23 protein-coding genes are annotated in these 24,638 nt (G+C 67.4%); 12 read left to right on the top strand and 11 right to left on the bottom strand.

The features are described 5' to 3' along the window. Window positions 1-74 precede the first annotated feature (74 nt). Window positions 75-581 (bottom strand): MarR family transcriptional regulator, encoded by a 507-nt coding sequence (locus AB0I19_RS20050; RefSeq protein ID WP_357150493.1) that lies wholly within the window; start codon window positions 579-581, stop codon window positions 75-77. 87 nt (window positions 582-668) lie between these two features. Between AB0I19_RS20050 and AB0I19_RS20045 the strand changes: the two genes are divergently transcribed. Further along, entirely contained in the window at window positions 669-2,288 is a 1,620-nt protein-coding gene (locus tag AB0I19_RS20045; RefSeq protein WP_357150492.1) for a DHA2 family efflux MFS transporter permease subunit, read from the top strand. Window positions 2,289-2,345: 57 nt separating this feature from the next. Here the strand turns inward: AB0I19_RS20045 and ilvD are convergent, their stop codons facing one another. Both ilvD and AB0I19_RS20035 read right to left on the bottom strand, forming a co-directional pair. Continuing rightward, entirely contained in the window at window positions 2,346-4,187 is a 1,842-nt protein-coding gene (ilvD, locus tag AB0I19_RS20040; protein WP_357150491.1) for a dihydroxy-acid dehydratase, read from the bottom strand. A gap of 375 nt (window positions 4,188-4,562) precedes the next feature. Further along, complete coding sequence (locus AB0I19_RS20035) at window positions 4,563-5,351, bottom strand: PH domain-containing protein (RefSeq protein ID WP_357150490.1); 789 nt, start codon at window positions 5,349-5,351, stop codon at window positions 4,563-4,565. A gap of 304 nt (window positions 5,352-5,655) precedes the next feature. Between AB0I19_RS20035 and AB0I19_RS20030 the strand changes: the two genes are divergently transcribed. The 4 genes from AB0I19_RS20030 (at window position 5,656) to AB0I19_RS20015 (ending at window position 10,650) form a co-directional block, all read left to right on the top strand. Then, window positions 5,656-7,584 (top strand): acetolactate synthase large subunit, encoded by a 1,929-nt coding sequence (locus AB0I19_RS20030; RefSeq protein ID WP_357150489.1) that lies wholly within the window; start codon window positions 5,656-5,658, stop codon window positions 7,582-7,584. Then, a complete protein-coding gene (ilvN, locus tag AB0I19_RS20025) occupies window positions 7,581-8,084 on the top strand; it encodes an acetolactate synthase small subunit (protein WP_019048314.1) in 504 nt (167 codons plus the stop codon). Before AB0I19_RS20030 ends, ilvN begins: the two co-directional genes overlap by 4 nt. Window positions 8,085-8,156: 72 nt before the next feature. Beyond that, complete coding sequence (gene ilvC / locus AB0I19_RS20020) at window positions 8,157-9,158, top strand: ketol-acid reductoisomerase (protein ID WP_357150607.1); 1,002 nt, start codon at window positions 8,157-8,159, stop codon at window positions 9,156-9,158. Window positions 9,159-9,291: 133 nt separating this feature from the next. Beyond that, window positions 9,292-10,650, top strand: a complete 1,359-nt coding sequence (locus AB0I19_RS20015; protein WP_357150488.1) for a DUF2252 domain-containing protein — start codon at window positions 9,292-9,294, stop codon at window positions 10,648-10,650. Here AB0I19_RS20015 and AB0I19_RS20010 read toward each other — a convergent pair. Beyond that, a complete protein-coding gene (locus tag AB0I19_RS20010; protein ID WP_357150487.1) occupies window positions 10,597-11,295 on the bottom strand; it encodes a hypothetical protein in 699 nt (232 codons plus the stop codon). The two genes, AB0I19_RS20015 and AB0I19_RS20010, sit on opposite strands and share 54 nt — an antisense overlap. Window positions 11,296-11,403: 108 nt before the next feature. Between AB0I19_RS20010 and AB0I19_RS20005 the strand changes: the two genes are divergently transcribed. The 3 genes from AB0I19_RS20005 to AB0I19_RS19995 are packed head-to-tail and all read left to right on the top strand — an operon-like array spanning window position 11,404 to window position 14,389. Beyond that, window positions 11,404-12,105: a TetR/AcrR family transcriptional regulator gene (locus AB0I19_RS20005; RefSeq protein ID WP_357150486.1), complete on the top strand. Its 702-nt coding sequence runs from the start codon at window positions 11,404-11,406 to the stop codon at window positions 12,103-12,105. 50 nt (window positions 12,106-12,155) lie between these two features. Continuing rightward, window positions 12,156-13,034, top strand: a complete 879-nt coding sequence (locus tag AB0I19_RS20000; RefSeq protein WP_357150485.1) for a MoxR family ATPase — start codon at window positions 12,156-12,158, stop codon at window positions 13,032-13,034. Then, window positions 13,031-14,389: a VWA domain-containing protein gene (locus AB0I19_RS19995; RefSeq protein ID WP_357150484.1), complete on the top strand. Its 1,359-nt coding sequence runs from the start codon at window positions 13,031-13,033 to the stop codon at window positions 14,387-14,389. Before AB0I19_RS20000 ends, AB0I19_RS19995 begins: the two co-directional genes overlap by 4 nt. 28 nt (window positions 14,390-14,417) lie before the next feature. Here AB0I19_RS19995 and AB0I19_RS19990 read toward each other — a convergent pair whose 3' ends face one another. Together AB0I19_RS19990 and AB0I19_RS19985 are read right to left on the bottom strand one after the other, a co-directional pair. Further along, a complete protein-coding gene (locus AB0I19_RS19990) occupies window positions 14,418-14,858 on the bottom strand; it encodes a nitroreductase family deazaflavin-dependent oxidoreductase (RefSeq protein ID WP_357150483.1) in 441 nt (146 codons plus the stop codon). Window positions 14,859-14,890: 32 nt separating this feature from the next. Then, complete coding sequence (locus AB0I19_RS19985) at window positions 14,891-15,346, bottom strand: carboxymuconolactone decarboxylase family protein (protein ID WP_067493277.1); 456 nt, start codon at window positions 15,344-15,346, stop codon at window positions 14,891-14,893. Window positions 15,347-15,520: 174 nt separating this feature from the next. Between AB0I19_RS19985 and AB0I19_RS19980 the strand changes: the two genes are divergently transcribed. Beyond that, complete coding sequence (locus tag AB0I19_RS19980) at window positions 15,521-17,992, top strand: tetratricopeptide repeat protein (RefSeq protein ID WP_357150482.1); 2,472 nt, start codon at window positions 15,521-15,523, stop codon at window positions 17,990-17,992. Here AB0I19_RS19980 and AB0I19_RS19975 read toward each other — a convergent pair. Further along, window positions 17,976-18,500: a DinB family protein gene (locus AB0I19_RS19975; protein ID WP_357150481.1), complete on the bottom strand. Its 525-nt coding sequence runs from the start codon at window positions 18,498-18,500 to the stop codon at window positions 17,976-17,978. The two genes, AB0I19_RS19980 and AB0I19_RS19975, sit on opposite strands and share 17 nt — an antisense overlap. A gap of 61 nt (window positions 18,501-18,561) precedes the next feature. Between AB0I19_RS19975 and AB0I19_RS19970 the strand changes: the two genes are divergently transcribed. Beyond that, window positions 18,562-19,542, top strand: coding sequence for a YafY family protein (locus tag AB0I19_RS19970; protein WP_357150480.1), 981 nt, complete (start codon window positions 18,562-18,564; stop codon window positions 19,540-19,542). A 61-nt stretch (window positions 19,543-19,603) separates the two neighbouring features. Here the strand turns inward: AB0I19_RS19970 and AB0I19_RS19965 are convergent, their stop codons facing one another. The 4 genes from AB0I19_RS19965 to AB0I19_RS19950 form a co-directional block, all read right to left on the bottom strand. Continuing rightward, window positions 19,604-19,843, bottom strand: a complete 240-nt coding sequence (locus AB0I19_RS19965; RefSeq protein ID WP_357150479.1) for a hypothetical protein — start codon at window positions 19,841-19,843, stop codon at window positions 19,604-19,606. A gap of 97 nt (window positions 19,844-19,940) precedes the next feature. After that, entirely contained in the window at window positions 19,941-20,621 is a 681-nt protein-coding gene (locus AB0I19_RS19960; protein WP_357150478.1) for a hypothetical protein, read from the bottom strand. Window positions 20,622-20,692: 71 nt separating this feature from the next. After that, entirely contained in the window at window positions 20,693-21,964 is a 1,272-nt protein-coding gene (locus tag AB0I19_RS19955; protein WP_357150477.1) for a hypothetical protein, read from the bottom strand. Then, window positions 21,961-22,176, bottom strand: coding sequence for a hypothetical protein (locus AB0I19_RS19950; RefSeq protein WP_357150476.1), 216 nt, complete (start codon window positions 22,174-22,176; stop codon window positions 21,961-21,963). The genes AB0I19_RS19955 and AB0I19_RS19950 overlap by 4 nt, the downstream gene beginning before the upstream one ends. A 249-nt stretch (window positions 22,177-22,425) precedes the next feature. On the opposite strand from AB0I19_RS19950, the gene AB0I19_RS19945 reads away from it, so the two are divergent. Further along, a complete protein-coding gene (locus AB0I19_RS19945; RefSeq protein ID WP_357150475.1) occupies window positions 22,426-23,454 on the top strand; it encodes a DNA cytosine methyltransferase in 1,029 nt (342 codons plus the stop codon). A gap of 45 nt (window positions 23,455-23,499) precedes the next feature. Beyond that, entirely contained in the window at window positions 23,500-24,606 is a 1,107-nt protein-coding gene (locus AB0I19_RS19940) for a DNA cytosine methyltransferase (protein ID WP_357150474.1), read from the top strand. Window positions 24,607-24,638: the final 32 nt, after the last annotated feature.

Genomic DNA, 24,638 nt, shown 5'->3' with positions numbered 1-24,638 from the left:
GGACTCGGGTGGGTGTCTGGTTTCGACGCGGCTGGCGGGTAGGTGCTCTGGGGAGTTAGCCGGTACCCGGTGAGTTACCCACGCTCTTGCCGAGTCAGTGGCTGCGGGGGTGCGGGTTCGGACAGGTGGTTGGTCATCGTGGCGTGGATGTCGGCCAGGAATGCCTCGAATCGGCGGAGTTCCTCGGGGGAGTACTTACCCATCACCGATTCCTCGACCTTCGTGCCGAGTGGGCCGAAGAAGTCGTTGGCGAGGGCGTGGATGCGTGGGGTGCTGCGCAGCGTGATGACGCGGCGGTCGTCGTGTTCGCGGCTGCGCACGATATGACCGGTCTGTTCCAGACGGTTCAGTAGTGCGGTGGTCGCGCTGTTGGACAAGGCGATTCGTTCGCTGAGCCGCGCCGGTGACAGCGTGGTCCCGCGTTCCTCGGCGGTGAGGATCTCGATGAGCGCCTCGGCGTCGGTCGAGTGCAGGCCCAGCCAGGTGGCGAACCGGCGAGCGAGCTCGCGGTAACTCGCGCCGTAGGCCCGCATACCCTCGTGGATCCGTTCGTACTGCGCCCGAGCATCCGACTGGCTCATAGGTTCCTTTCGCATCGGTTTGACATCCTATTGCCCACAATCTACTTTGACAGTGGAATTATTCCATCATGGAAATAGGAGTGTGCGATGAGTCAAGAGTCGTCCCTTCGCCGATGGCTCGGCTTGATCGCCATTGCCCTCGGCGTAGCGCTGATCGTGGTCGACACCACGATCGTGAACGTGATCATCCCGTCGATCATCGGTGACCTGGACACGGGTTCGACCGAGGCGCAATGGATTCAGGAGTCCTACGCGATCGTGTTCGCGGCGCTGCTGCTCGTGGTCGGTCGCGTCGCCGACATGGTCGGCGCGCGCCGGGTGTTCGTCGCCGGTGTCGTGGTGTTCGGCGCGACGAGCATCATGGCCGGGCTCGCACCGGACGGTGGACTGCTCGTGATCGCCCGATTCCTGCAGGGTGCGGGCGCAGCGATGATCCTGCCGACCTCACTGGCCCTGCTGAACGCGACTTTCACCGGGAAAGCGCGTGGTCAGGCGTTCGCGGTCTGGGGTTCGACGATCGGTGCGGCGGCCGCGCTCGGACCGCTGCTCGGTGGTTGGCTGGCCGAACATGTGTCGTGGCGTTGGGCTTTCGGCATCAATGTGCCGCTCTCGGTGGTGATCGTGGTCGGCGTGCTGACGTGCATCGCACCGTCGCCGAAGGTGGTCGGTCGCCTCGATGTGCTCGGCTCGATCCTGTCGGTGCTCGGGCTCGGATTGCTCGCCTTCGGCCTCGTCGAAGGCCGCACCTACGGCTGGATCACCACCGTGCACCCGATGGGGATCGGCGGATTCACCTGGGCGAGTGGGCCGTCGCCCGTGCTGGTCGCGCTTGTGCTGAGTGTGTGTGCGCTGGGTGCGTTCGTCGCCAGGCAGGTGCTGTTGCGCCGCAAGGGCGACGCCGACAAGGCACTGATGGACCTGAGCCTGTTCTCGCTCGCCTCGTTCCGCAACGGCAATATCGCCACGTTGATCATCGGCCTCGGTGAGTTCGGCGTCGTCGCCGTGCTGCCGCTGTGGATGCAGTTCACCCTCGGTTACAGCGCGGTGCAGGCCGGTCTTGCCCTGGTGCCGATCGCCATCGGCAGCTTCATCGCCAGCGGTGCCAGCTTCGGAATGGCCGGATCGGCCTCCCCGCTGAACCTGGTCCGGCTCGGCCTAGCCCTCGAGGTGGTCGGCCTGGCCGCACTCGGCTTCTTCGCCGCCACCGACAGTTCGTGGTGGTCGATGGCGCTGGTGCTGTGCCTGTACGGCGTGGGCGTCGGTTTCGCCACCGCCCAGGTGACCAATGTCGTGCTGGCCGACATCCCCGAAGCCGACAACGGCCAGGCCTCCGGCATCCAGAGCGCCTTCCGCCAACTCGGTTCCGCCCTCGGCATCGCCCTGCTGACCACGGTCTTCTTCACCACGCTGACCACCGAGGTCGACAACGACCTCACCGCCACGGGCATGCCAGCCGCCCAGTCCGAGCAGTACGCCCACGCCATCTCCGGCAGCGCGGGCGCGGCGATCGAAGGCTTTGCCGTCCAACCCGATACGCAACCGGTGGCCGAGGCGGGCCGCGCGGGAATGACCGCCGGTGTCAACATCGGTGCCTATCTCGCGGCAGGCTTCGTCCTGCTCGGTCTGATCGCGACCGCTCTGATCCCAGCTCGAACCGGCCGTGACGAGGAGTCGTCGACGGAACCGAAACAACCCGCCCTCGCCTAGGGCAGAAACGAGTCCGGCCCCTCACAGAGTTTGTGAGGGGCCGGACCTTTGTTTCGGCTACGGCAGCCGGCGGACGGCGCCCTTGTCGGCGGAGGTGGCCAACGCGGCGTACGCGCGCAGCGCGGTGGTGACCGTGCGGTCGCGGTTCACCGGCTGCCACGGGCGCTCCGAGGCTTCCATCTTCGCGCGGCGTTCGGCGAGCACCTCGTCGGAGACCAGCACCTCGAGGGCGCGGGTGTGGACGTCGATGCGGATGCGGTCGCCGTTCTCGATCAGGCCGATGACACCACCGGAGGCGGCCTCGGGGGAGACGTGGCCGATCGACAGGCCCGAGGTGCCGCCGGAGAAGCGGCCGTCGGTGATCAGCGCGCACACCTTGCCCAGGCCGAGGCCCTTGAGGAACGAGGTGGGGTGCAGCATCTCCTGCATGCCGGGACCACCGGCCGGGCCCTCGTAGCGCACGACGACCACATCGCCGGGCTGGATCTTCTTGCCGAGGATCATCGACACCGCCTCCTCCTGCGACTCGACCACCACGGCCGGGCCCTCGAAGGTGAACAGCTCCTCATCGATGCCCGCGGTCTTGAGGATCGCGCCGTCGGGGGCGATGTTGCCGCGCAGCACGCACAGCCCGCCTTCGACGGTGTAGGCGTGCTCGATGTCGCGGATGCAGCCACCGGCGGCGTCGGTGTCGAGCGAGGACCAGCGGTTGCTGGTGGAGAACGGTTCCACCGTGCGCACCCCACCGGGGGCGGCGTGGAACAGCTCGATGGCCTCCTCGGATGTCTTGCCGGAGCGGATGTCCCAGGTGTCGAGGAACTCCTCGTAGCTCGCGGTGTGGACGGTGGTGACGTCCATTTCGAGCAGCCCGCCGCGGCGCAGCTCACCGAGGATGGCGGGGATGCCGCCCGCGCGGTGCACGTCTTCCATGTGGTAGTCGGAGTTGGGCGACACCTTCGACAGGCACGGCACCCGGCGGCTGATTTCGTCGATGGTCTGCAGATCGAAGTCGATCTCGCCTTCCTGAGCGGCGGCGAGAGTGTGCAGCACCGTGTTGGTCGAACCTCCCATCGCCACGTCGAGGGCCATCGCGTTGCGGAAGGCCTTGGCATTGGCGACGTTTCGGGGCAGCACCGAGGCATCGTCGTCCTGGTACCAGCGCTTGGCGATATCGACGATGACGGTGCCCGCCCGCTCGAACAGCGCGCGCCGCGCCGCGTGGGTCGCGAGGGTGGAACCGTTGCCGGGCAGCGCGAGGCCGAGCGCCTCGGTGAGGCAGTTCATCGAGTTCGCGGTGAACATGCCCGAACACGAACCGCAGGTCGGGCAGGCGGACCGTTCGACCTCGTCGAGTCCTTCGTCGGACACCGCCTGGCTCGCGCTCGCCGAGATCGCGCTCACCAGGTCGAGCGGTGCGTGCGCCACACCGTCGACGACCACGGCCTTACCTGCCTCCATCGGCCCACCGGAGACGAACACGGCGGGGATGTTGAGGCGCATCGCGGCATTGAGCATGCCGGGAGTGATCTTGTCGCAGTTGGAGATACACACCAGCGCGTCGGCGGTGTGCGCGTTGGCCATGTACTCGACCGAGTCGGCGATGATCTCGCGCGAGGGCAGCGAGTAGAGCATGCCGCCGTGGCCCATGGCGATACCGTCGTCGACGGCGATGGTGTGGAATTCGCGCGGCACACCACCGGCGGCGCGCACCGCCTCGGCCACGATGTCGCCCATGTTCTTGAGGTGCACGTGGCCGGGCACGAACTGGGTGTAGGAGTTCGCGATCGCGATGATCGGCTTGCCGAAATCGGAGTCGGTCATGCCGGTCGCGCGCCAGAGCGAACGAGCGCCCGCGGCATTGCGGCCGATGGTGGTTGTGCGTGAGCGAAGCGGTGGCATGGGAGTCCTCGTCAAATGTCGCTGGGTGCGCTCGCGGCGAGCGCGCAGGGGGCTGACCTGCGCGGCACAGAGCGCGGGCGCGGTGCGTCCGGCACCCCGCACGTTACTCCGGCGGGCGGTGGTCGCGTCGCGCCGGTCGTCGGTGCGGGGGTGGGGAACCGGGCTCGAGGCGGGAGTGTCGCTCCGGAGGGTGTCGCCGCGGTGGTGCCGTCGGCGCGAGGGTGCCCGGTGCCGTCAGCTTACCGGTGCAACTCTGTGCGGCATCGTGTGGATTCCCACAGTGCGCTCGGAGGCGCGTAGCTCTCGGCGCCGATGTGCCGGGTGGCTCGGCATTCCGCGGCGCCGGGGTCGGGCGTCGGGCCGGGGGCGAGGTGGTCACCGTGTGGTGCCGGGCTCCCCGTTCTCGCCGGAGTGCGTTTCGGTCTCGCCGGTGGGTGCTCCCGGCGCGTCGGCATCGGTGTCGGTCGACGCGCCGGCCTGCGCACGCTCAGCTGCGAGACGCTCGGCCTCGGCAGCCTCGGCCGCCGCGAACACATCGGGCAACCGGCCCTCTGATGCCTCGATCAGCTCACGCAACCGGTCGTAACCGACGGCGGGCAGCTTCACCTCGGAGTCGTCGGCGAGCCGGGCCCGGATGTACCCACGCTTGGGGATGCTGATGCCTTTGACCTGTGCCCAGTCGAGGTGCTTCGAGGAGACCATCGTGGAGAGGTCGAGCCCCGCATCGGAAACCGTTGTGTGCGTGCGCATCACCCACCACACCGCGATCACCGGTGCCAGCAGCAGCCACCACAGGGCGATCGGCCAACCGACGAACGCGAAGAACACGCAGAACGCCAAGACCAGCACACCGATGTAGGCCAGCCTCGGCACCCCGATCACATGCACGCCGGGCGTCGGCTGGTTCTCCTTGCGCGGAATCAGCAACCACACGATGACCGCCGCGGGTACGACGAGCCCGATCCGCAGGACGAGCGACCAGTCCTGCACGGTGCCGACGACGACGAAGATCAGGTACGCCAGTACCACCGCGGCGATGGCCCCGAGCCTGCCGGGACCGGCGGCGCGCAGGCCACCGGGTCGCGCGGGCCGACCCGTCGCGGTCGTCTCGTCGGCGGTGTGGGACGATTTAGCCGGTGGCACGGACTGATGCGGTGATGACACCCCACCATCCTCGCATCTCGGTATACGGACCCACGCAACCACTCGCGTCCCACATAATGGGACACGAAAGGTAGCCTGTTTGACTCATCGGTTCACACACGAATAACGTCGTAGCCGTGAATCGAAGCGAGCTCGTACTCGGCCGGCGCGTCCAGCGTTGAGCCTGACTGCCTGAGTCGAATACGTCAGCTCGCGTTGCGACGCGCCACCCTCGAACAGCCATGCGCTGATCGGGGGCTTTTTTGTGTTCCGGCGAATTCCGCGCCAGTCCGGAGTCAGAACAACACAGTTAGGAACGAAGACGGTGAGTGCACCTACCGCACGACCCGGGCCATCGGCCCGCAGGTCAGCGCCTTCAACGGGAGCCGCTAACCCGGCGACCACCCCCGCCCGTCGCCAGGTCGCGCCCGAGCGCGTCACCGGCGCGCAGTCGGTGGTCCGGTCCCTCGAAGAGCTCGACGTCGACACCGTATTCGGCATTCCGGGCGGTGCGGTCCTTCCCGTCTACGACCCGCTCTTCGACTCCGAGAAGGTCCGCCACGTGCTGGTGCGCCACGAGCAGGGCGCCGGTCACGCGGCGACCGGTTACGCGCAGGCCTCCGGCAAGGTCGGTGTGTGTATGGCCACATCCGGCCCCGGTGCGACCAACCTGGTGACCCCGCTGGCCGACGCCCAGATGGACTCGGTCCCGATCGTGGCGATCACCGGCCAGGTGCCGTCGAGCCTGGTCGGCACCGACGCCTTCCAGGAAGCCGACATCTCCGGCATCACCATGCCGATCACCAAGCACAACTTCCTGGTGAAGGACCCGGCCGACATCCCGCGCATCCTGGCCGAGGCGTTCTACCTGGCCTCCTCCGGCCGTCCGGGCGCGGTGCTCGTCGACATCACCAAGGACGCCCTGCAGGCCCAGACCACGTTCTCGTGGCCGCCGGAGATGCGTCTGCCCGGCTACCGTCCGGTCACCAAGCCGCACGGCAAGCAGGTGCGCGAAGCGGCCCGGATGATCCTCGAGTCCAAGCAGCCCGTGCTGTATGTGGGTGGCGGTGTCATCAAGTCCGACGCCTCGGCCGAACTGCTCGAACTCGCCGAACTGACCGGCATCCCGGTGGTCACCACCCTGATGGCGCGTGGCGCGTTCCCCGACAGCCACACGCTGAACATGGGCATGCCCGGCATGCACGGCACCGTCGGCGCTGTTGCCGCGCTGCAGAAGTCGGACCTGCTGATCACCCTCGGCGCCCGTTTCGACGACCGCGTCACCGGTCAGCTGGACTCCTTCGCGCCCGACGCGAAGGTCATCCACGCCGACATCGACCCGGCCGAGATCGGCAAGAACCGCCACGCCGACGTCCCGATCGTCGGTGACGCGCGCGAGGTCATCATCGAGCTCATCGAGACCCTCAAGGCCGACCCGCAGTCCGGTGCGGCGCCGCTGCTTAACCTCACCGAGTGGTGGGCCTACCTCAGCGACATCCGCGACAACTACCCGCTGGGCTGGAAGACGCCGAGCGACGGTTCGCTGTCGCCGGAGTACGTCATCGAGACCCTCGGCCGCCTGGCCGGGCCCGACGCGGTGTACTGCGCCGGCGTCGGTCAGCACCAGATGTGGGCCGCGCAGTTCGTCAAGTACGAGAAGCCGCGCACCTGGCTGAACTCCGGTGGCCTGGGCACCATGGGTTACGCGGTGCCCGCCGCCATGGGCGCCAAGATGGGCGCTCCGGAGAAGGAGGTCTGGGCGGTCGACGGTGACGGCTGCTTCCAGATGACCAACCAGGAGCTGGCCACCTGCGCGGTGGAGGGTGTGCCGATCAAGGTCGCGCTCATCAACAACGGCAACCTCGGCATGGTCCGCCAGTGGCAGACCCTGTTCTACGAACAGCGCTACTCCAACACCGACCTGGGCACGCACACCCTGCGCATCCCCGACTTCGTCAAGCTGGCCGAGGCGCTGGGTTGCGTCGGCATCCGCGTGGAGAAGGAAGACGAGGTCGAGGACGCCATCCGCCAGGCCCAGGCCATCACCGACCGGCCGGTCGTCATCGACTTCATCGTCGGCAAGGACGCCCAGGTGTGGCCGATGGTCGCCGCGGGCACCAGCAACGACGAGATCATGTTCGCCCGCGGTATCCGCCCGCTGTTCGACGACGACGAGCAGGTCTCCGAACCCGCCGTCATCCACGAGGCGATGGAACGTGAGCAGGGCGCATTCGAGAAGGGCACCGAAGCATGAGTACGACCCACACGCTGAGCGTTCTCGTCGAGGACAAGCCGGGCGTGCTGGCGCGTGTCGCGAGCCTGTTCTCGCGCCGCGGCTTCAACATCGAGTCTCTTGCCGTGGGCGGCACCGAGATTCCCGAGATCTCGCGCATGACGATCGTCGTCACCGTCGACGATCTGCCGCTCGAGCAGGTCACCAAGCAGCTCAACAAGCTGATCAACGTCATCAAGATCGTGGAGCAAGACGCCGACGCGTCGGTGGCCCGCGAGCTGATCCTGGTGAAGGTGCGCGCCGACGCCTCGGTGCGCACGCAGGTGATCGAGGCCGTGCAGTTGTTCCGCGCCAAGGTGATCGACGTGTCGCCCGACGCGCTCACCATCGAGGCGACCGGTACCCGTTCCAAGCTCGACGCGCTGCTGCGCATGGTCGAGCCGTACGGGATCCGCGAGATCGTGCAGTCCGGTGTCGTGGCCGTCGGCCGCGGTCCCAAGTCCATCACCGCGACCCGCTGAGCCGAGCTCAGCGACCTCCGCGATAACTTTTCTTAACCATCATCAGAAGGGACCAATCAAGTGGCAGTCGAGATGTTCTACGACGACGACGCTGACCTGTCGATCATCCAGGGCCGCAAGGTCGCCGTGATCGGCTACGGCAGCCAGGGTCACGCGCACTCGCTGAGCCTGCGCGACTCCGGTGTCGACGTGCGCGTCGGCCTGGCCGAGGGTTCGAAGTCGCGCCCGAAGGCCGAAGAGGCCGGCCTCACCGTCGGCACCCCCGCCGAGGTTTCGGCCTGGGCCGACGTGATCATGGTCCTGGCGCCCGACACCGCCCAGGCATCGATCTTCACCAACGACATCGAGCCCAACCTCAAGGACGGCGACGCGCTGTTCTTCGGCCACGGCCTCAACATCCACTTCGGTCTGATCAAGCCCCCGGCCGGCGTCACCGTCGCCATGGTCGCCCCGAAGGGCCCCGGCCACCTGGTGCGTCGTCAGTTCGCCGACGGCAAGGGCGTTCCGGCCCTGATCGCCGTCGACCAGGACCCGACCGGTGAGGGCCAGGCCCTGGCGCTGTCCTACGCCAAGGGCATCGGCGGCACCCGCGCGGGCGTCATCAAGACCACCTTCAAGGAAGAGACCGAGACCGACCTGTTCGGTGAGCAGGCCGTGCTCTGCGGCGGCACCGAGGAACTGGTCAAGACCGGTTTCGAGGTCATGGTCGAGGCGGGCTACGCCCCCGAGATGGCCTACTTCGAGGTGCTGCACGAGCTGAAGCTGATCGTCGACCTCATGTACGAGGGCGGCATCGCCCGCATGAACTACTCGGTGTCCGACACCGCCGAGTTCGGTGGCTACCTGTCGGGCCCGCGCGTCATCGACGCCGGCACCAAGGAGCGCATGAAGGCGATCCTGTCCGACATCCAGGACGGCACCTTCGTCAAGCGCCTGGTCGCCAACGTCGAGAACGGCAACACCGAGCTCGAGGGCCTGCGCAAGGCCAACGCCGAGCACCCCATCGAGGTCACCGGCGCCAAGCTGCGCGGCCTGATGAGCTGGGTCGACCGCCCCATCACCGAAACCGCGTAATTCGTTTCGCGAAGGGCCCGTCCGCCGAAATGCGGACGGGCCCTTTCGGTTTGCATGGGGTTTGCGGCGACGCGGTTGGATACGCGGATGTCCTGGTCTTGCCGTTCGGGCCGTGTAGCGGAAGACTTGCCCGATGACAACCGTCGAGGAATTCGATCGTGATGCGGTGGAGTTGGGGCGTGCCGCGCGGAAGATGGTTTCGCGTTCGGGGTTGGGGGAGTGGCGGGCGGGGCCGAAGCGGGAGGATCCCGTGACGGTTCTGGAGCGGCAGGGGGAGTCGCGGGTCCAGAGCCTGCTGCCCATCCGGTATGCGCGAATGGCCATCTCGCCGTTCACCTTTCTGCGTGGTGCGCCCGCGATCATGGCGGCCGATCTGGCGAGTGGGCCGGATACCGGGCTGACCGTGCAGCTCTGCGGTGACGCGCATCTGTCGAATTTCGGGCTGTACGCCTCCCCGGAACGCAACCTCGTCTTCGACGTCAACGACTTCGACGAGACCCTGCCCGGCCCGTTCGAGTGGGACGTGAAACGCCTGGCAGCCAGCGTCGCCGTCGCCGCCCGCGACAACGGTTGTTCCGACACGCAGGCCGGGCGGGCCGCCGAGGCCGCCGCGCGCGGTTACCGGGAGGCGATGGCCGCGATGGCCGAGCTCGATTCGCTCGCCATCTGGTACGAACGCGTCGACGCCGACGTCGTGACGGCGACGATCCCGAAGGAGAAGCGGCGCAAGCTCGCGGAGAAGACGATCAAATCGGCGCGGACCCGCACCAGCCTCGACGCGCTGGAGAAACTCACCGAACCCGATGCCGACGGTGTTCCCCGGATCAAGAACCAACCGCCGCTGCTGGTGCCGATCGAGGCTCTCACGGAGAAGGACATCAAGGCGGTCCTCAGCGACTACCGCCGGAGTCTGCCCGACGAGCTGCGCATTCTGCTCGACCGCTACACCGTCGTGGACATGGCGATGAAGGTGGTGGGCGTCGGCAGCGTCGGCACCCGCTGTTTCATCGTGCTGTTCATGGACTCCGAATCGGGTGCGCCGCTGTTCCTGCAGGTCAAGCAGGCGGAGGCGTCGGTTCTCGCCGCGCACACGAAGCCGAGCAAGTACCACCATCAGGGGCACCGCGTGGTGGCGGGCCAGCGCTTGATGCAGGCTGCCAGCGACATCTTCCTCGGCTGGGCGACGGGCCCGGCGGGCAACAACTTCTACTGGCGTCAGCTCAAAGACATGAAGGGCTCGGTCGACATCGGCGCCCTCAGCCACCACGAGCTCGCCGGTTACGCGGGCCTGTGCGGCGGCGTACTCGCCCGCGCCCACGCCCGCTCCGGCGACCGCCTCGCGATCAACTCCTACCTCGGCGACAGCGACAAATTCGACAGCGCGATGAGCGAGTTCGCCCTCGCCTACGCCGAACAGACCGTCGTAGACCGCGACGCCCTACTCGCCGCGATCGATTCCGGCCGGGTGCAGGCCGCCGCCCACCCGTACTGACACCGCCGGCCGGTCGGCAGCGTCGCGGCTCGACAAGAACAGCGCGCTGCCGATCGCGAACAACCACAGCAGGGTGAGCCCACCGACGGTCGCGGTGGTACCCCACCCGTTGGCCGCGTAGAACTCGGCCGGAACGTTCCCGAAGAACAACGACGGCACGAACGCGAAATTCACCGCTGCCAGCGCCCAGCTGATCACGATGCACCAGCGGGGGAGCAGCCGTGCGGCCGCGGTCGCGAAAGCCACCAGGAACAGTCCTTCGAGCAGTCGCGCGACGGTGCCGTACAGGATGTAGGTTCCGGTGACGGTGATGGTGGGGTCGATCGGTTCGGGTGCCGCGATCACCGCGCCCACTTCGAGCCCAGTCGATACGAAAACCACTGTGAGCCAGGCTGTTCCGGCTGCGGCGGCCAGCGACCCGAACCATTCGCGTTCCGGGTCACGCTGCCGGACCAGGTAGGCGAATCCGCTCATGAACACCACGAACAGCGTCGCTCCGACCAGTCCGAGCAAGCAGCGGGTGAGCACGTTCGCGTCCGGCGGTGCGCCCGGGTACACGAAGTACAGCGGCAATTCGATCAGTGTGCAGCCCGCGCCGATGAACGCGGCCGCCCCGGTGATCCGTTGAATTCTGTTGATACCCACAGCTATCGGACCTCACTGCCGGGCAGGCGTCCCCGGCTTCGAATTAGTATAGGTCTTAAACTATAGGGCCTATGTTAAGTTGGCGATACCCCGACGAATGAGGAGACGGTGACCGGCAAGCCACGGCCGCGCGTCGGCCGCCCGGCCGAGTTGGACGCGGAACGCATCGTCGCGACCGCCATCGCACTCGCCGATCGCGACGGTCTACGTGGCGCCTCGCTGACGAAAGTCGCTGCGGCACTCGATGTCACCGCGATGTCGCTCTACCGTCATATCGGTTCCAGAGACGGCCTCACCGACCTGATGGCCGACGCCGCCTTCGGGCCGCCGCCTGCCATCGGGTCCGACTGGCGTGCGGCCCTGCGGGATTGGGCGAATGGTCAGCGTGCCGCGTTCGCCCGTCATCCTTGGGTCACCCAGATACCCGTCACCGGACCCCCGCGCGGCCTCAATGCGCTCGCCTGGATGGACGCGGGCCTTGCCGCGCTGCGCGACACCGGCCTGGACTGGCGCGCCAAGATCGGTGCGATCACCGTCGTCGGCGGCTATGTCCGGCAGGCGTTCGTCACCGACCGGCACATGGCGCAACGGCGCGGCGCCGACCAGCGCACCGAGGCGCAGGACCTCGACGCGTATCAGCGTGACGTGGCGGCCGTCGACCTCTCCGGTTTTCCGGAGATCGCGGCCCTGTTCACCGCCCAGGCCTTCGCCGATATCCCGCCGGACGACGAATCGGCGGACGACGATTTCACCTTCGGTCTGGAGCTGATCCTCGACGGGATCGCCACCGCCATCGCCAGGTCGGCGTGACTCCGGGCGCTACCGCACCGTCGGAAACCCTCTCGATATACTCATTACTGATGAGTAACTTCTTTCCCTCGGTGGATCAGGTGACCGACCGGCTCGCAGCGGCCGGGTACCTGCCGTCCCTCGACATCGCGACGGCGGTCTTCCTCGCCGATCACCTCGGCAAACCTCTGCTGATCGAGGGTCCCGCCGGTGTCGGCAAGACCGAGCTGGCCAAGGCTGTCGCCGCCGCGGCGGGCGCGGACCTGCTGCGGCTGCAGTGCTACGAGGGCATCGACGAGGCCCGCGCGCTGTACGAGTGGAATCACGCCAAGCAGTTGTTGCGTATCACCGCCACCTCGGGCGAGGGGTGGGACAGCACTCGCGATCATGTGTTCTCCGAGGAGTTCCTGCTGGCCCGGCCGCTCCTGGCGGCCATCCGCAATCCGGACCCCACCGTCCTGCTCATCGACGAACTCGACAAGGCCGATGTGGAGCTGGAGGGGCTGCTGCTCGAGGTGCTCGGTGATTTCCAGATCTCGATCCCCGAACTGGGCACGGTCAAGGCCGTGCGCCGCCCGTTCGTCGTGCTGACGTCGAACGCCAACCGCGACCTGTCCGAGGCCCTGAAACGGCGCTGCCTGTATCTGCACATCGATTACCCGACCGCCGAGCTGGAGCGTTCGATCGTCCGCTTGAAGGTCCCGGAATTGGACGAGATGTTGGCCGAGCCCGTGGTTCGCACGGTGGCGGCGTTGCGTCAGCTGCCGTTGCGCAAAGCGCCGTCGATCGCCGAGACAGTCGACTGGGCGAAGACCTTGGTGGCCTTGCGTACCCGCGAGATCACCTCGTCGGTGGTGCGGTCGACCCTCGGCGTGCTCCTGAAGTACCAGTCCGACCATCGGCTCGCCGTCGAACGTCTGGCGCTCGACGGGGAGAGCCCCCGGCCATGACCGCCCCCACCGATCGGCTGGTGGACTTCGTGGGTCTCCTGCGTGAGCACGGCATCTTCGCCGGTCCCAGTGAAACCATCGATGCCGCGTCGGCGATCGTCGCCCTCGGCATGGACGACACCGACCGCCTGCGTTCCGGTCTCGCCGCCTGCCTGCTGCGCCGCAACGGTCAGCGTTCGGTCTTCGACCAGCTCTTCGACCTGTATTTCCTCGGCACGCAACTGCCTGTACCGAGCCCGAGTGACGACCCTGAGTCCCTGCGCGACCGCCTGATCGCCACCCTCGTCCAGGGCGCCGACACGGCGGACCTGGCCAGGGAGGCCCTCGACACCTTCGGCGCCTACGGCGGGGCGGGGGAGAGCGCGGGCCGGGTCACGCAGGCATCGGGTGCGGGCTGGTCGTCGTATCTGACGATGAAATCCCTTCGTCCCGACGAGATCTCCGAACAGGTGGCCCAGACCATGGGCGGCACGGGGCAATTCGATGCCGCCGTGCACACCATCGAAGCGCGACGCCGCGTCGACCAGTTCCGGACGGCGGTGCAGAACGAGGCCCGGCTGCGCTCGGCCGAACTGCGCGGCACCGATTACATCGCCCGCCGTGGTGTCGAGAACTCGGCGGACCGAACGGATTTCCTCGGCGCCCGCGAGCAGGACCTGGCCGAGATGCGCCGGTTGGTGCATCCGCTGGCGCGCAAACTCGCGACCCGTTTGGCGGTGCGTCGTAAGAAGGCGGTGCGCGGTCAGATCGATCTGAGGCGCACCCTGCGCCGTTCGATGGCGACCGGTGGCGTGCCCGTCGACCCGGTGCTGCGCGCCCGCAGACACGGTCGTCCCGATCTGGTTGTGCTAGCCGATGTTTCGGGGTCGGTGACCGGGTTCTCCGAGTTCACCCTGCAATTGGTGCAGGCGTTGCAGGACCAGTTCAGCAAGGTCCGCAGTTTCGGTTTCGTCGACACGTGCGCCGAGATCACGCACTTCTTCACACCGGGTGAACCCCCACCGCCCGGCTTCGCGCAGAGCATTGTGCGTGAGGGCGGGGTGGCCCGTTTCGGGTCGAGCAACTACGGCGAGGCCTTCCAGGGTTTCGTCGACCACTATCTGGACGCCCTCGGCCCACGCACCTGCGTGCTGATCCTCGGTGACGCCCGCACCAACCGCACCGACCCGAATCTCGCTGCGCTGGAAGTGATGTCCGAGCGTGCGAAAGCGGTGTATTGGCTCAACCCGGAACCGTCGAGCTCATGGTCGACCGGTGATTCCGCCGCCGACACCTACACCGACATCGTCACCATGCACGAGTGCCGCAACGTCCGCCAGCTCACCGAGGTGATCGGCAGACTCCTGCCCGCCTGAAGCCCGGCCCGGGCTTCCGCACGCATCTTCATGCGGTGAGACGGACGACCGCGTATTCGCGGCCTGCCTTGGCCTGGTACTTGCCGTAGCGGGGCTGGGCGGTGGTGATCGCGTCCCAGGCGTTCGCCCGTTCGGCGCCGGTGAGCACGTGTGGGACGACCGGAACCGGCTGGTCGCCGGGCAATTCGATGGTGGCCTGTTCGGGGTGGGCCATCAGGTTGCGGAACCAGTCGGGGTCGCCGTTCTTGCCGCCGGAGGCCACCAGCAGCCAGCCGTCGCCACCGTCGGAGAACCAGGAGATCGGTGTCTGGCGCGGCTCACCGCTGCGGCGGCCGACGGTGTGCAGGATGAGCACGTCCATGCCCATGAAGCTGCCGTTGCCGCGGCGGATCTTGCGGTTCATCCGGGCGTTCATCTTGTGCTGCATCCAACGGGAGAAGCCGCTGTGGGTCTGCTGCTTCGTGCTCATCGCAAAGGTCCTTTCGGGTGGTGTGGAGGGGCTCAGCCCCAGGCGCCGGCGATCTGGCGGGTGGTGGCGTTGAGCCGGTTGAACATGTTGGTGATGCCGATCATCAGCACGATGGCGGCGAGCTGACGCTCGTCGAAGTAGCTGGCCGCGTGGTCCCAGACCTCGTCGGTGACGGCATCGGCGCGGTCGGCCATCCGGGTGGCGGCCTCGGCCAGTTCCAGTGCGGCGCGTTCCTCGTCGCTGAAGTAGGGCGTTTCCCGCCAGGCGACGACGGTGGCCAGGCGCTCCTCGCTGACGCCGGCTTTGCGTGCGGTCTTGGTGCCCGCGTCGACGCAGGAGCTGCATCCGTTGATCTGGCTGACCCGCAAGTGCACCAGCTCCAGGATCTCGCCTTCCACGCCGCCGGTCTTGATGGCACCGAAGATCTCCTGGATGGGGCCCATCGCGCCGGTCAGGATCATCGCGGGGTTCTGCATACGGGACTGCATGATGTTCTCCTCGGTTTCGGCGTTTTCCGCTGCTCGCGGTGTGTCCCTATAACAGCCCGACGCGTGCTCCGAAACGAGGTCTGTGGGACACTCTGGGACAGTGGAAACGGCTCTGACCTCCGGATTGTCGGCGGGAAAATAGTCGTTTCATACCGGGACACGGAGTGCGGAACAGTGGTGGTGCAACAGCGGGCGTACCCGCAGGACGAGCTGGCGGCGCGGCTGCGCATGCTCCAGGAACTGTCCGGGCGTGGAGTGCGGGCGCTGGCGCGCGACACGGGGCTGAGTTCGTCGTCGCTGTCGCGCTATCTCAACGGGCAGACGGTGCCGCCGTGGCCTGCCGTGCTGGAACTGTGCCGTCTGGTGAAGCGCGACCCGCGCCCGCTGCGCGCGCTGTGGGAGCGCGCCAACAACCCGCTGCCCGCCCCGCCCAAGACGAGCCGCCAGGTGGCCCCACCCAACCTGCCCGCCGAAGCCGTCCCTCCGCGTAACGACCTGCCCCGCGACGTCCCCGACTTCACCGGTCGCGAAGAGGCTCTGGCCGAGGTGCTCGCCGCCGTCCGAACGAACCGGGTGGTGGCCATCGACGGTATGGCCGGTGTCGGCAAGTCGTCGCTGGCGGTGCACGCCGCACACCAGCTGACCGCCGAATACCCCGATGCCCAGCTGTATCTCGACCTGCACGGCTTCACCGACGGCCGTCAGCCCCTCGACCCCGACGCCGCCGTACGTGCCCTGCTCTCGGCGCTGCGCGTCCCGTCGGAGAAGGTGCCGCAGGACGGCGGAGTAGAACTGCGCGCGGCGTGCTGGCGTTCGGAACTGGCCGGATTGCGGGCGGTGATCGTGCTCGACAATGCCGTCGACGCCGCCCAGGTGAGCCAATTGCTGCCCGGCGCAGGCGAATCGGTCGCCATCATCACCAGCCGCAACCGTCTGCTCGAACTCGACGAGGTGCCGCCGGTGACCCTCGACGTGCTCACCGCCGAGGAGAGCGCCGAGCTGCTCGCCCGCGCCAGCGGCGATTCGCGGGGTCCCGACGGCAGGCTCGCGAGGGAACCCGAGCAGGCGGCGGAAGTGTTGCGGCTGTGCGGCAATCTGCCGCTGGCACTGCGGCTCGCGGCGGCCAGGTTGCGGCATCGGCCCGGCTGGTCGGTGGGCATCCTGGTCGAGCGAATGGCCGAGGGCGCAACGGAATTCGACACCGCGTTCGGGATGTCGGTGCGTCAGCTCAATCGTGACCAGCGTCGCCTGTTCCGGTTGCTCGGCCTGGTGCCGGGCTCCACCTTCACCGACTACGTCGCCGCGGCGGTGGCCGATGTGCCGCTGCGCGCCGCACGCGACATGCTCGAGGACCTGCTCGACGCCCACCTCGTGGAGCAACCCGCCGAGGGGCGCTATCGGCTGCACGATCTGGTGCGCAGGCACGCCCGCCAGGCAAGCGCCGAACACGACACCGACGCCGACCGCGAACGGGCGCTGCGCCGCATCCTCGACTACTACGTGCACACCGCGGCCGCCGCCGACGCCGCCATGCCGTTCCTGTCACCGACCCGTCCCGTGTCGGCCGGTCCCGCACCGAAAGCGGTGCCGCACTTCCCGAACCGCGATGTCGCCTTCTTCTGGTTCGTTAGCGAGTACACCAATCTGATGGCGGTGTTCTACGCCGCCGTGGAGATCGGCGCCAACGAGCACGTCTGCGAACTGCCCCGCTTCCTGCGCACCTTTTTCGCACGGCGCTGCGGCACCACCCACCTCAATGCGTTGTTCGAGCAATCCCTCAGCGCCGCACAGCAACTCGGTGATCCGCGTCAGCTGGCCGAAGCCCACAGCGATCTGGGTTTCGCCCGCTACAACGCCGGCCGCATGGCCGAGGCGGCCGCCGCCTATGCCGCCGCCGCCCCGCTGGTCGCCGAGGCGGGCGACCCGCTGCCCCGCGCCGAACTCACCATGCGCTGCGCCCAATTGCGCTGGGACGAAGGCGATGTCACCGAACCGCTCGAACTGTTCCGCCAGGCCCATGACCTGTACACGCGCAGCGGTTGTCCGATGAGCGCCGCCGACGCGCTCGCCGGCGAGGCCTGGGCGATGCTGCAACTCGGCAAACGCGACGAGGCGGCCGAGTTGGCCAGACGCGCACTCGAAATCTCCACTGGCGACCCGGACCAGCCGCCGTCGCTGCAGGCCCAGATCGCCCTCGGCGTCTCGATCGCCCCCGACGACCCCGATGCGGCCCTGCTACATCTGGACAGCGCGCTGACCGCCGCCCGCGCCGACGGTCACAAGCACAACGAGGCGTGGTGCCTGAACTGTCGCGGCGTCGCGCTGCGGGAAATGGGCCGCTACGACGAGGCCCTCGACAGCCACCGCGAGGCCTTCGCCCTGCTCGACGACCTGTTCGAACCGCACTGGAAGATCCACTTCCTCAACGGCTACGCCGAAACATGCCGACTGGCAGGACTTTCCGACGAAGCTCTGCGCCTGTACAACGAAACTCTCGACCTCGCACCACGACTCGGGTACCGGTTCGAGCAGGCCAGGGCTAACCAGGGCATCGCCGACGTCCTCGACGACACCGATCCGGCTGCCGCGCAACAGCATCGCGCGGCGGCCGAGGCGTTGCTGAACGAACTCAGCCCATCGACTTAGCCCCGTCGAGGGCCTCCCGGATGATGTCGGCGTGGCCCGAGTGCTGCGCGGTCTCGGTCATGATGTGCATGAAGGTGCGTCGCGCGCTCCACCGGCCGCCGGGTTCGAACCAGGGCGCCTCGGGCAGCGGCTGGGTCGCGTTCAGGTCGGGCAGCGTGCGCACCAGTTCGTCGGTGCGGGCCGCGACCTGGTCGTATTCGGCGAGCAGTCCGGCGAGCGTCTCGCCCGGCAGCATGCGGAAGGCATTGCTCCATTCCGCGAGCTGCTCCTCGGTCATCGAGTCGAAACTCGGGCCCGCCGCGGGGCCCTCGACGATGAACTTCGCCCAGTTCGCTTCCACCGCGGCCACGTGTTTGATGAGCCCGCCCAGGCACAGTTCGCTCACGGTGGTGCGCAGCGCGGCCTGTTCGTCGGTGAGGTCGCGCGTGGTGTTGCGCAGGAAGTAGCGGTGCTTGGCCAGCATCTCGAGGAGGTCGGCGCGTTCGGTGTCGAGCACTGTTTCGGTCATGAATCCCAAGGTAGAAGGTATTGCGGTCAGTTTCTGTCCGCAATGAACGGATACTGGAAATATGGCTGATACCAGTGCACGCACCCTGCGGCTGCTGTCGTTGCTGCAGACCCACCGCTACTGGCCGGGCACCGAACTCGCGGCGCGGCTGAAGGTGTCACCGCGCACCCTGCGCCGCGACATCGACCGCCTGCGCGACCTGGGCTACCCCGTGGACGCGCGCCCCGGCATCGAGGGCGGCTATCAGCTGGCCGCGGGCGCGGCCATGCCCCCGCTGGTGCTCGACGACGACGAGGCCGTCGCGATCACCGTCTGTCTACAGGCCGGTTCCGAAGGTGCGGGTGACGGCCTCGCCGAGCCGTCCGTGCGCGCTCTCGGCAAGCTCGGCACCGTCCTGCCCGCCCGGCTGCGCCGCCGCGTCGACGCGCTGCGCGCCATGACAGTTTCCGCCGGCTGGCACGCCGTCCCGCTCTCCGACGTCGACCCCTCGGTCCTCACCGACCTGGCCCTCACCTGTCGCCGCGAGGAACGCCTCACCTTCACCTACACCGCCGCCGACGGTCGGACGAGCACCCGCGAAGTGGAACCCCATCGGCTGGTCTCCCTCGGCCGCCGCTGGTATCTCGTCGCCTACGACCTCACCCGCCACGATTGGCGCTCGTTCCGCGTGGACCGCCTCACCGACTCCCATGCCACCGGAATCCACTTCCGCCCGCGCGAGCTGCCCGCCCCCGATGCCGCCACTTTCGTTCGCAACGGAATAGGCGGTGCGCGAACGGGTTACAGGGTGGTCGCCGAGATAGAGGCGTCCCCCGAGCACGTCCGTTCACGGGTAGGCCGCTGGTGCACCATCACACCTCTGCCGGGCAACCGCACCCGCGTCGAGCAGACCGTCGACTCCCTCGACTGGCCCACCTATCTCCTCGGCCGGGTGGAGGCCGAGTTCACCATCATCGAACCGCCGGAACTCATTGCAGCCGTGAGTGGTTGGGGATCCCGATTCGTCCGCGCGACGAATTCGGACCGGGCCGGGACGGCATGAGGATCGCGGGTCCTGTCCCACGGCTGGGGATCGGCCGCCCTCGACGGCCGATCCCGGTGGGTCAGTCCACGCTGCCGAAGGCACCGTGCGGCAGCAGGTGGTGCAGCAGCTTTCGCAGCGGGTAGTGGCCGAGGTGCAGGCCGTTGTCGTGATGACCGTTCCGATCGACGAATTCGACGGACTGCGAGGGTGTCTCCGGGGCAGCCGAAGCCTGGGCGGTCACGCTGACCAGGGGAGCGGCGACGAGGGCACCGATCACGGCGACCCTGATCGCGGTGCGGTGCGGAGAACGAGCGAACATGGGCAGATCCTCTCGGGTGAAATCCTCGGACCCCACTCTCGCCTAGTTCGTCGCCGTTGTCGCGTGATGTTCAGCGGGGTGGACCCGGGGGTGCTCGCTATCGATACCCGTCTTGCGGACGCGGCACTTGCGGGTGGTGTCCCGGTGGAGCCCACTGTGCCTGTGGTGCCGCGTATCCGGGCGCCTGCGGCATGCCGGGGTGCTGATACGGCATCCGGGGCGCGGCTGTTGCCCAAGCCGGCCGCTGATTCCCTCGTCCGCACCACTTTCGCGTCGACGGCAGGAGCGCGAGCAGGAACGTCACCGCAGGGAACACGAGCAGCAGAATCGGCAGGAACCACGGCAGATCGATGTGCGATCCGAGCAGCGAGTTCACGGCCGACTGCCCGAACACCACCTCACGGAAGATACGGCTGCCCATATCGAAGTGCCCGAACTGTGCGACGGAGGTGATCACCCCGGCCACGTAGGCGCCGATGACCCCCGCACAGCCCAATGCCACCATCGTCGGCCCGGACTTCCCCCGCCGGAACAGCAGGATCGCACCGATCAACAGCAGCACCGCCGCGACGACGTCGACCACCAACAGCACCGCCGAGACGATGGAAACCCACGCGGGCGCGTACCCCCACGCGAACATCGGATAGTCCGACGTCACCATCCGCACCATCGCGGCGATCATCCCCACGACCCCGAGGAGCCCGCCGACCAGCGCCGACATCCCGGCGACGATCGCCGTCCCCCCGCTGGGCGGTCGTTGGACTGGCGCGGGATACATCAGGGTCCTCCTCGAGTCGGCTGCCACCACTCTGACTCATACCCGTGGCGCTGTCGCGCCACGCATCGAGCTCACCCCCGATGCCGCTGCGTCCGCCGCCGTTCGAAGAACAACTGATCCACTTCCACCGGTTCCACCATGGCCGTGATCTCCGCGAGCCTGCTGTCGTACCGATGTTCGGTGATGCACCGATGCAGCCGGGCGCGCCGCTCCGGTCCCAGCCCGCCCCACACCTTCCCGAAACGATTCTGCGCCTCGGGTCCCGACGCGGCGACGAGATCGAGTAGTGCGGGCCAGCAACCGGTTTCGGTCGCCCGCGCAGGCAGCTCCGCGACCGCCGTGTCCGACAGTGACGCCAGCGTATCGCCGACCTCGTTCCTGGCCCGCTCATCCATGCGCGAGGCCAGGGTGAACAACCCGCGCCAGCTCTCGACATCGTCACGATGTTCCAGCGTCGACACCACCCGCGCACCGACACCCGGCTCGTCGAACACCCGGTTGCCGACCAGCGACCACAACCCCAGCGGTGTCAGATGTCCTACCAGCGTGAGGAATTCGGGTATGGCACCGACGGTCAGCGCGTTCCGCACCAGTTTGGTGACGTCGGCAGGCTGGGCATTGCCGAACAGCACGTCGCCCACTCGGCGCACCACGTCGTCCTCGCAACGCGAAAACACCGACAGCGCCGCATGTTGCAACCCCGGTGGCCCGTTGAGCACTGTCTGCAGCATGCGCGGGATCCGGTGATGCGGCCCGTCGAGTAGCTGGCGCACAACAGCACTCAGCACTTCGGCGTCGAACGAGTACGCCGCCGAGTAGATCAGCCCCGCATCGTCACCCACACCGGCCTCGACCGCCGCGATCAATTCGGTTGTCGCACAGGACAGGAACGGTCCCGCCGTCACATAGTCGCGCCGCCGCAACAACTCGTTGACGATCCGCACCACCGGCCGCGCGGGCGCCTGATCGGCCAGCTGCGCGATCGCCCGAGGATCCAGATACGGTGCGCAATCGGCCGCGTAACTCGTATCGAGCATCGCCAACGTCTCCACAGCCTTCTGCGGATGCTCGACCCCCACAGCCCCCGCCGCCCGCCCGGTCATCATCGGCGGAACCAGCTTCTGCACCAACGGAATCGAAATCGTCAGCGGAATATACGGCACCAGCGCACTGATCCGCCGAAACGTCGTCGCGTGCTGATCGAACAACACCGCCGACACCTGCGCCTGCAACTCGTGCAACCGCGCCGCCCCCAGATACCGCAGATGATGCACCCGCTGCGGATGCACATGCAACGTCCGCGCCAGCAAAATCAACTGCGCCCGCGTAGTCAGATCCGTCATCGCCCACCGAACATGATCTTCTTCGCCACCCGCCGCAACGGCCGAGGCAACGCCCCAACCAACGAGTCGATCGACCTGTCCATAGTCGCCGCCTCGAACGCCCCCGCCGCCCTGACCAGCTCGAACAAATCCCTGGCCTCGCGCACAGGCAACCGCTGCAGCGCAGGCAACCCCGCCGGCCCACCCTCATCATCCCCACGACGGATGGTCATACGAGCTCCCCAATACACAGTCCTAGCAGTTCTGAGGATGCTCCTTAACCTGCACGTTGGACAGCATTTCCGTGAATTGCTGTGTGGGGCAATGAAAAGGGCTGTCCAAATACATGTAACCCACGCTCACGAAAAGCTCGCTAAGAATAGGTGAAGGGGGCGAAGGTCGACGATAACGTGCCGGCGTTGTAGGTCGTCGGCCGCTATTCTTGGTCGAGTTGCGGTCACTGTGGCGGCGAGGGGGCATAGATGCGGGCCGAACCGGATCGCGATGTGCGCGACCTGCGCCCAAGCGATCGCCTCACCTCGATCGAGTTGTGCGCCGGCGCAGGGGGACTCGCGCTCGGACTGGAGCAAGCCGGGTTCGATCCGATACTTCTACTCGACAACCGTGACGTGGCCTGCGAAACCTTGCGAGCGAACCGTCCCACCTGGAATGTGCTGCAAAAAGACCTGCTCCGGTTCGAACCCAGACACGACCTTCCGGCACACCGTGACATCGACGTACTGGCCGCGGGGTTGCCGCGGGTGAAGTCGGCAGCGACCGCGTCACGTCCCCGGGGTAGTAGCTGGGAACTGGAACTGTTCGAGACTACTGCGCGGTTGACCGTGGAATTGCGTCCGCGTGCGTTGCTGATCGAAAACGTTCCTGACTTGCTGAAACGGGACGAATATGCGTCGAGTCGCACCCGCGTGGCCAAGCATCTCGAGGACGCCGGGTACGAGTACTGCTGGCTGCTCGTCGACGCGTGCGACTTCGGAGTGCCGCAGCACCGTGAGTACGCGGTCATGGTCGCGCTCCGCGACGACGCAACCGATACCTTCACCGCGAATCTGCGTCCAATCCCGCCCGCCCCAGGTCTGACAGTGGGATCGGTGCTGCGTGGATCGATGGGCGCACGCGGGTGGCCGCAGGCCGCGGATTGGGCAACCCGGGCCGATGGGATTTCGCCGACTATCGTAGGAGGGTCGTGGGATCGAGGTGGTGGGGATCTGGGTCCGCAAGGTTCGGTTCGCGCGTGGGCGAAGTTCGGGGTCAATGGGCGTGCACTCGCCGACGATGTCCCGTCAGCCGACTTCGTCTGGGATCCGTCGCTCGGCGTTGACCACATGCTGAAACTCACCGTCGACCAGGTCGCCGCGCTGCAGGGTTTTCCGCCGTACTGGACATTCGCGGGTCGAAAGACAGCCAGGTATCGGCAGGTGGGTAATGCCACCCCACCGCCGTTCGCGCACGCGCTGGGAGTCGCATTGAGGACAGCTCTCTCGGCCGGTTAACGGTCGGTAGTCCGCCGAACCCCGCGCCGGCTAAGATCTCGTGTCATGCCCACCGACCGCGAGCCGCCGCTGCCACGCCGAGCGGACATGGTCGACCTTTTCGCGGGGCCGGGGGGCCTCGATGTCGCCGCCCGATGGTTGGGATTGGACGTTTACGGCTTCGAGTGGGACCGCAACGCGTGCGCGACCAGGGCGGCTGCCGGCCTGAATGAGCGGCCTCACGATGTCCGTCATTTCGGTCCAGCGGACGTGCCGGGTGCGTGGATTCTCACAGGCGGACCACCATGCCAGACCTTCACCGTCGCGGGTTCCGGGGCAGGCCGGAAGGCGTTGGACGAAGTGCTGGGATATGTCGACCGGATGGGTGCGGGCGATGATGTGTCCGGCGATCTTGCTTGCCTCGAGGATGAGCGGACGGGCCTCGTTCTAGAGCCCTTGCGATGGGCGCTCGAAGCGGACGAACGTGGAAGCCCCTATAAAGTCATTGTGCTCGAACAGGTTCCGGCTGTGCTGCCGATCTGGAAGCGGATGGGCGATGTCCTCGAAGGAATCGGCTACCACGTTGTCGCAGATGTACTCCGCACCGAACAGTACGGCGTCCCACAGACGCGCAGGCGCGCTATTCTTATCGCCCGGCTCCGAGGTGAACCCGAACTGCCGACCGCGACACATCGTCCCTACCGCAAAGGCGTTGACCGCACGCTGGGCGCAGCGGATCTGCTGCCCTGGGAAACCATGGGCGACGCACTGAATCGCGGCTACGACTTTCAGGTCATCTCCAACTACGGGACCGGAGGCGACCCGAAGTTGCGGGGACGCCGCAGTTCTCGGGAACCTGCGGCGACTGTCACGGGGAAGGTCTCGCGAAACCAGATCATCGACAGCACCGGATTCCCCTGCCCACGATTCAGCCCTGGTGAGGCCGGTCGCCTCCAGACATTCCCGCTCGACTACCCCTGGTCGGGCGGCGATATCGCGCAGCAGATCGGCAACGCTATCCCACCGGTGTTGGCATTGCATGTGCTCTCGGCTGCATTGGGTAGCCAGGTGAGTCACGAGGAAGCCACGAAGGTCGTGGACCGTCCCTGGCTCGACACCCGTGACTCGGCGCCGCTCGACCACTTGCAGCGGATGGGGCTGCTCTTCAGCTGAGGATGTAGCGAATCGGCGTTGCCCACTGATAA

This window comes from Nocardia sp. NPDC050413, from assembly GCF_040655475.1.
Classification (GTDB): domain Bacteria; phylum Actinomycetota; class Actinomycetes; order Mycobacteriales; family Mycobacteriaceae; genus Nocardia; species Nocardia coubleae.
The sequence above is the reverse complement of the archived record's forward strand: the minus strand, read 5'-3'. Positions and strand labels throughout refer to the sequence as shown.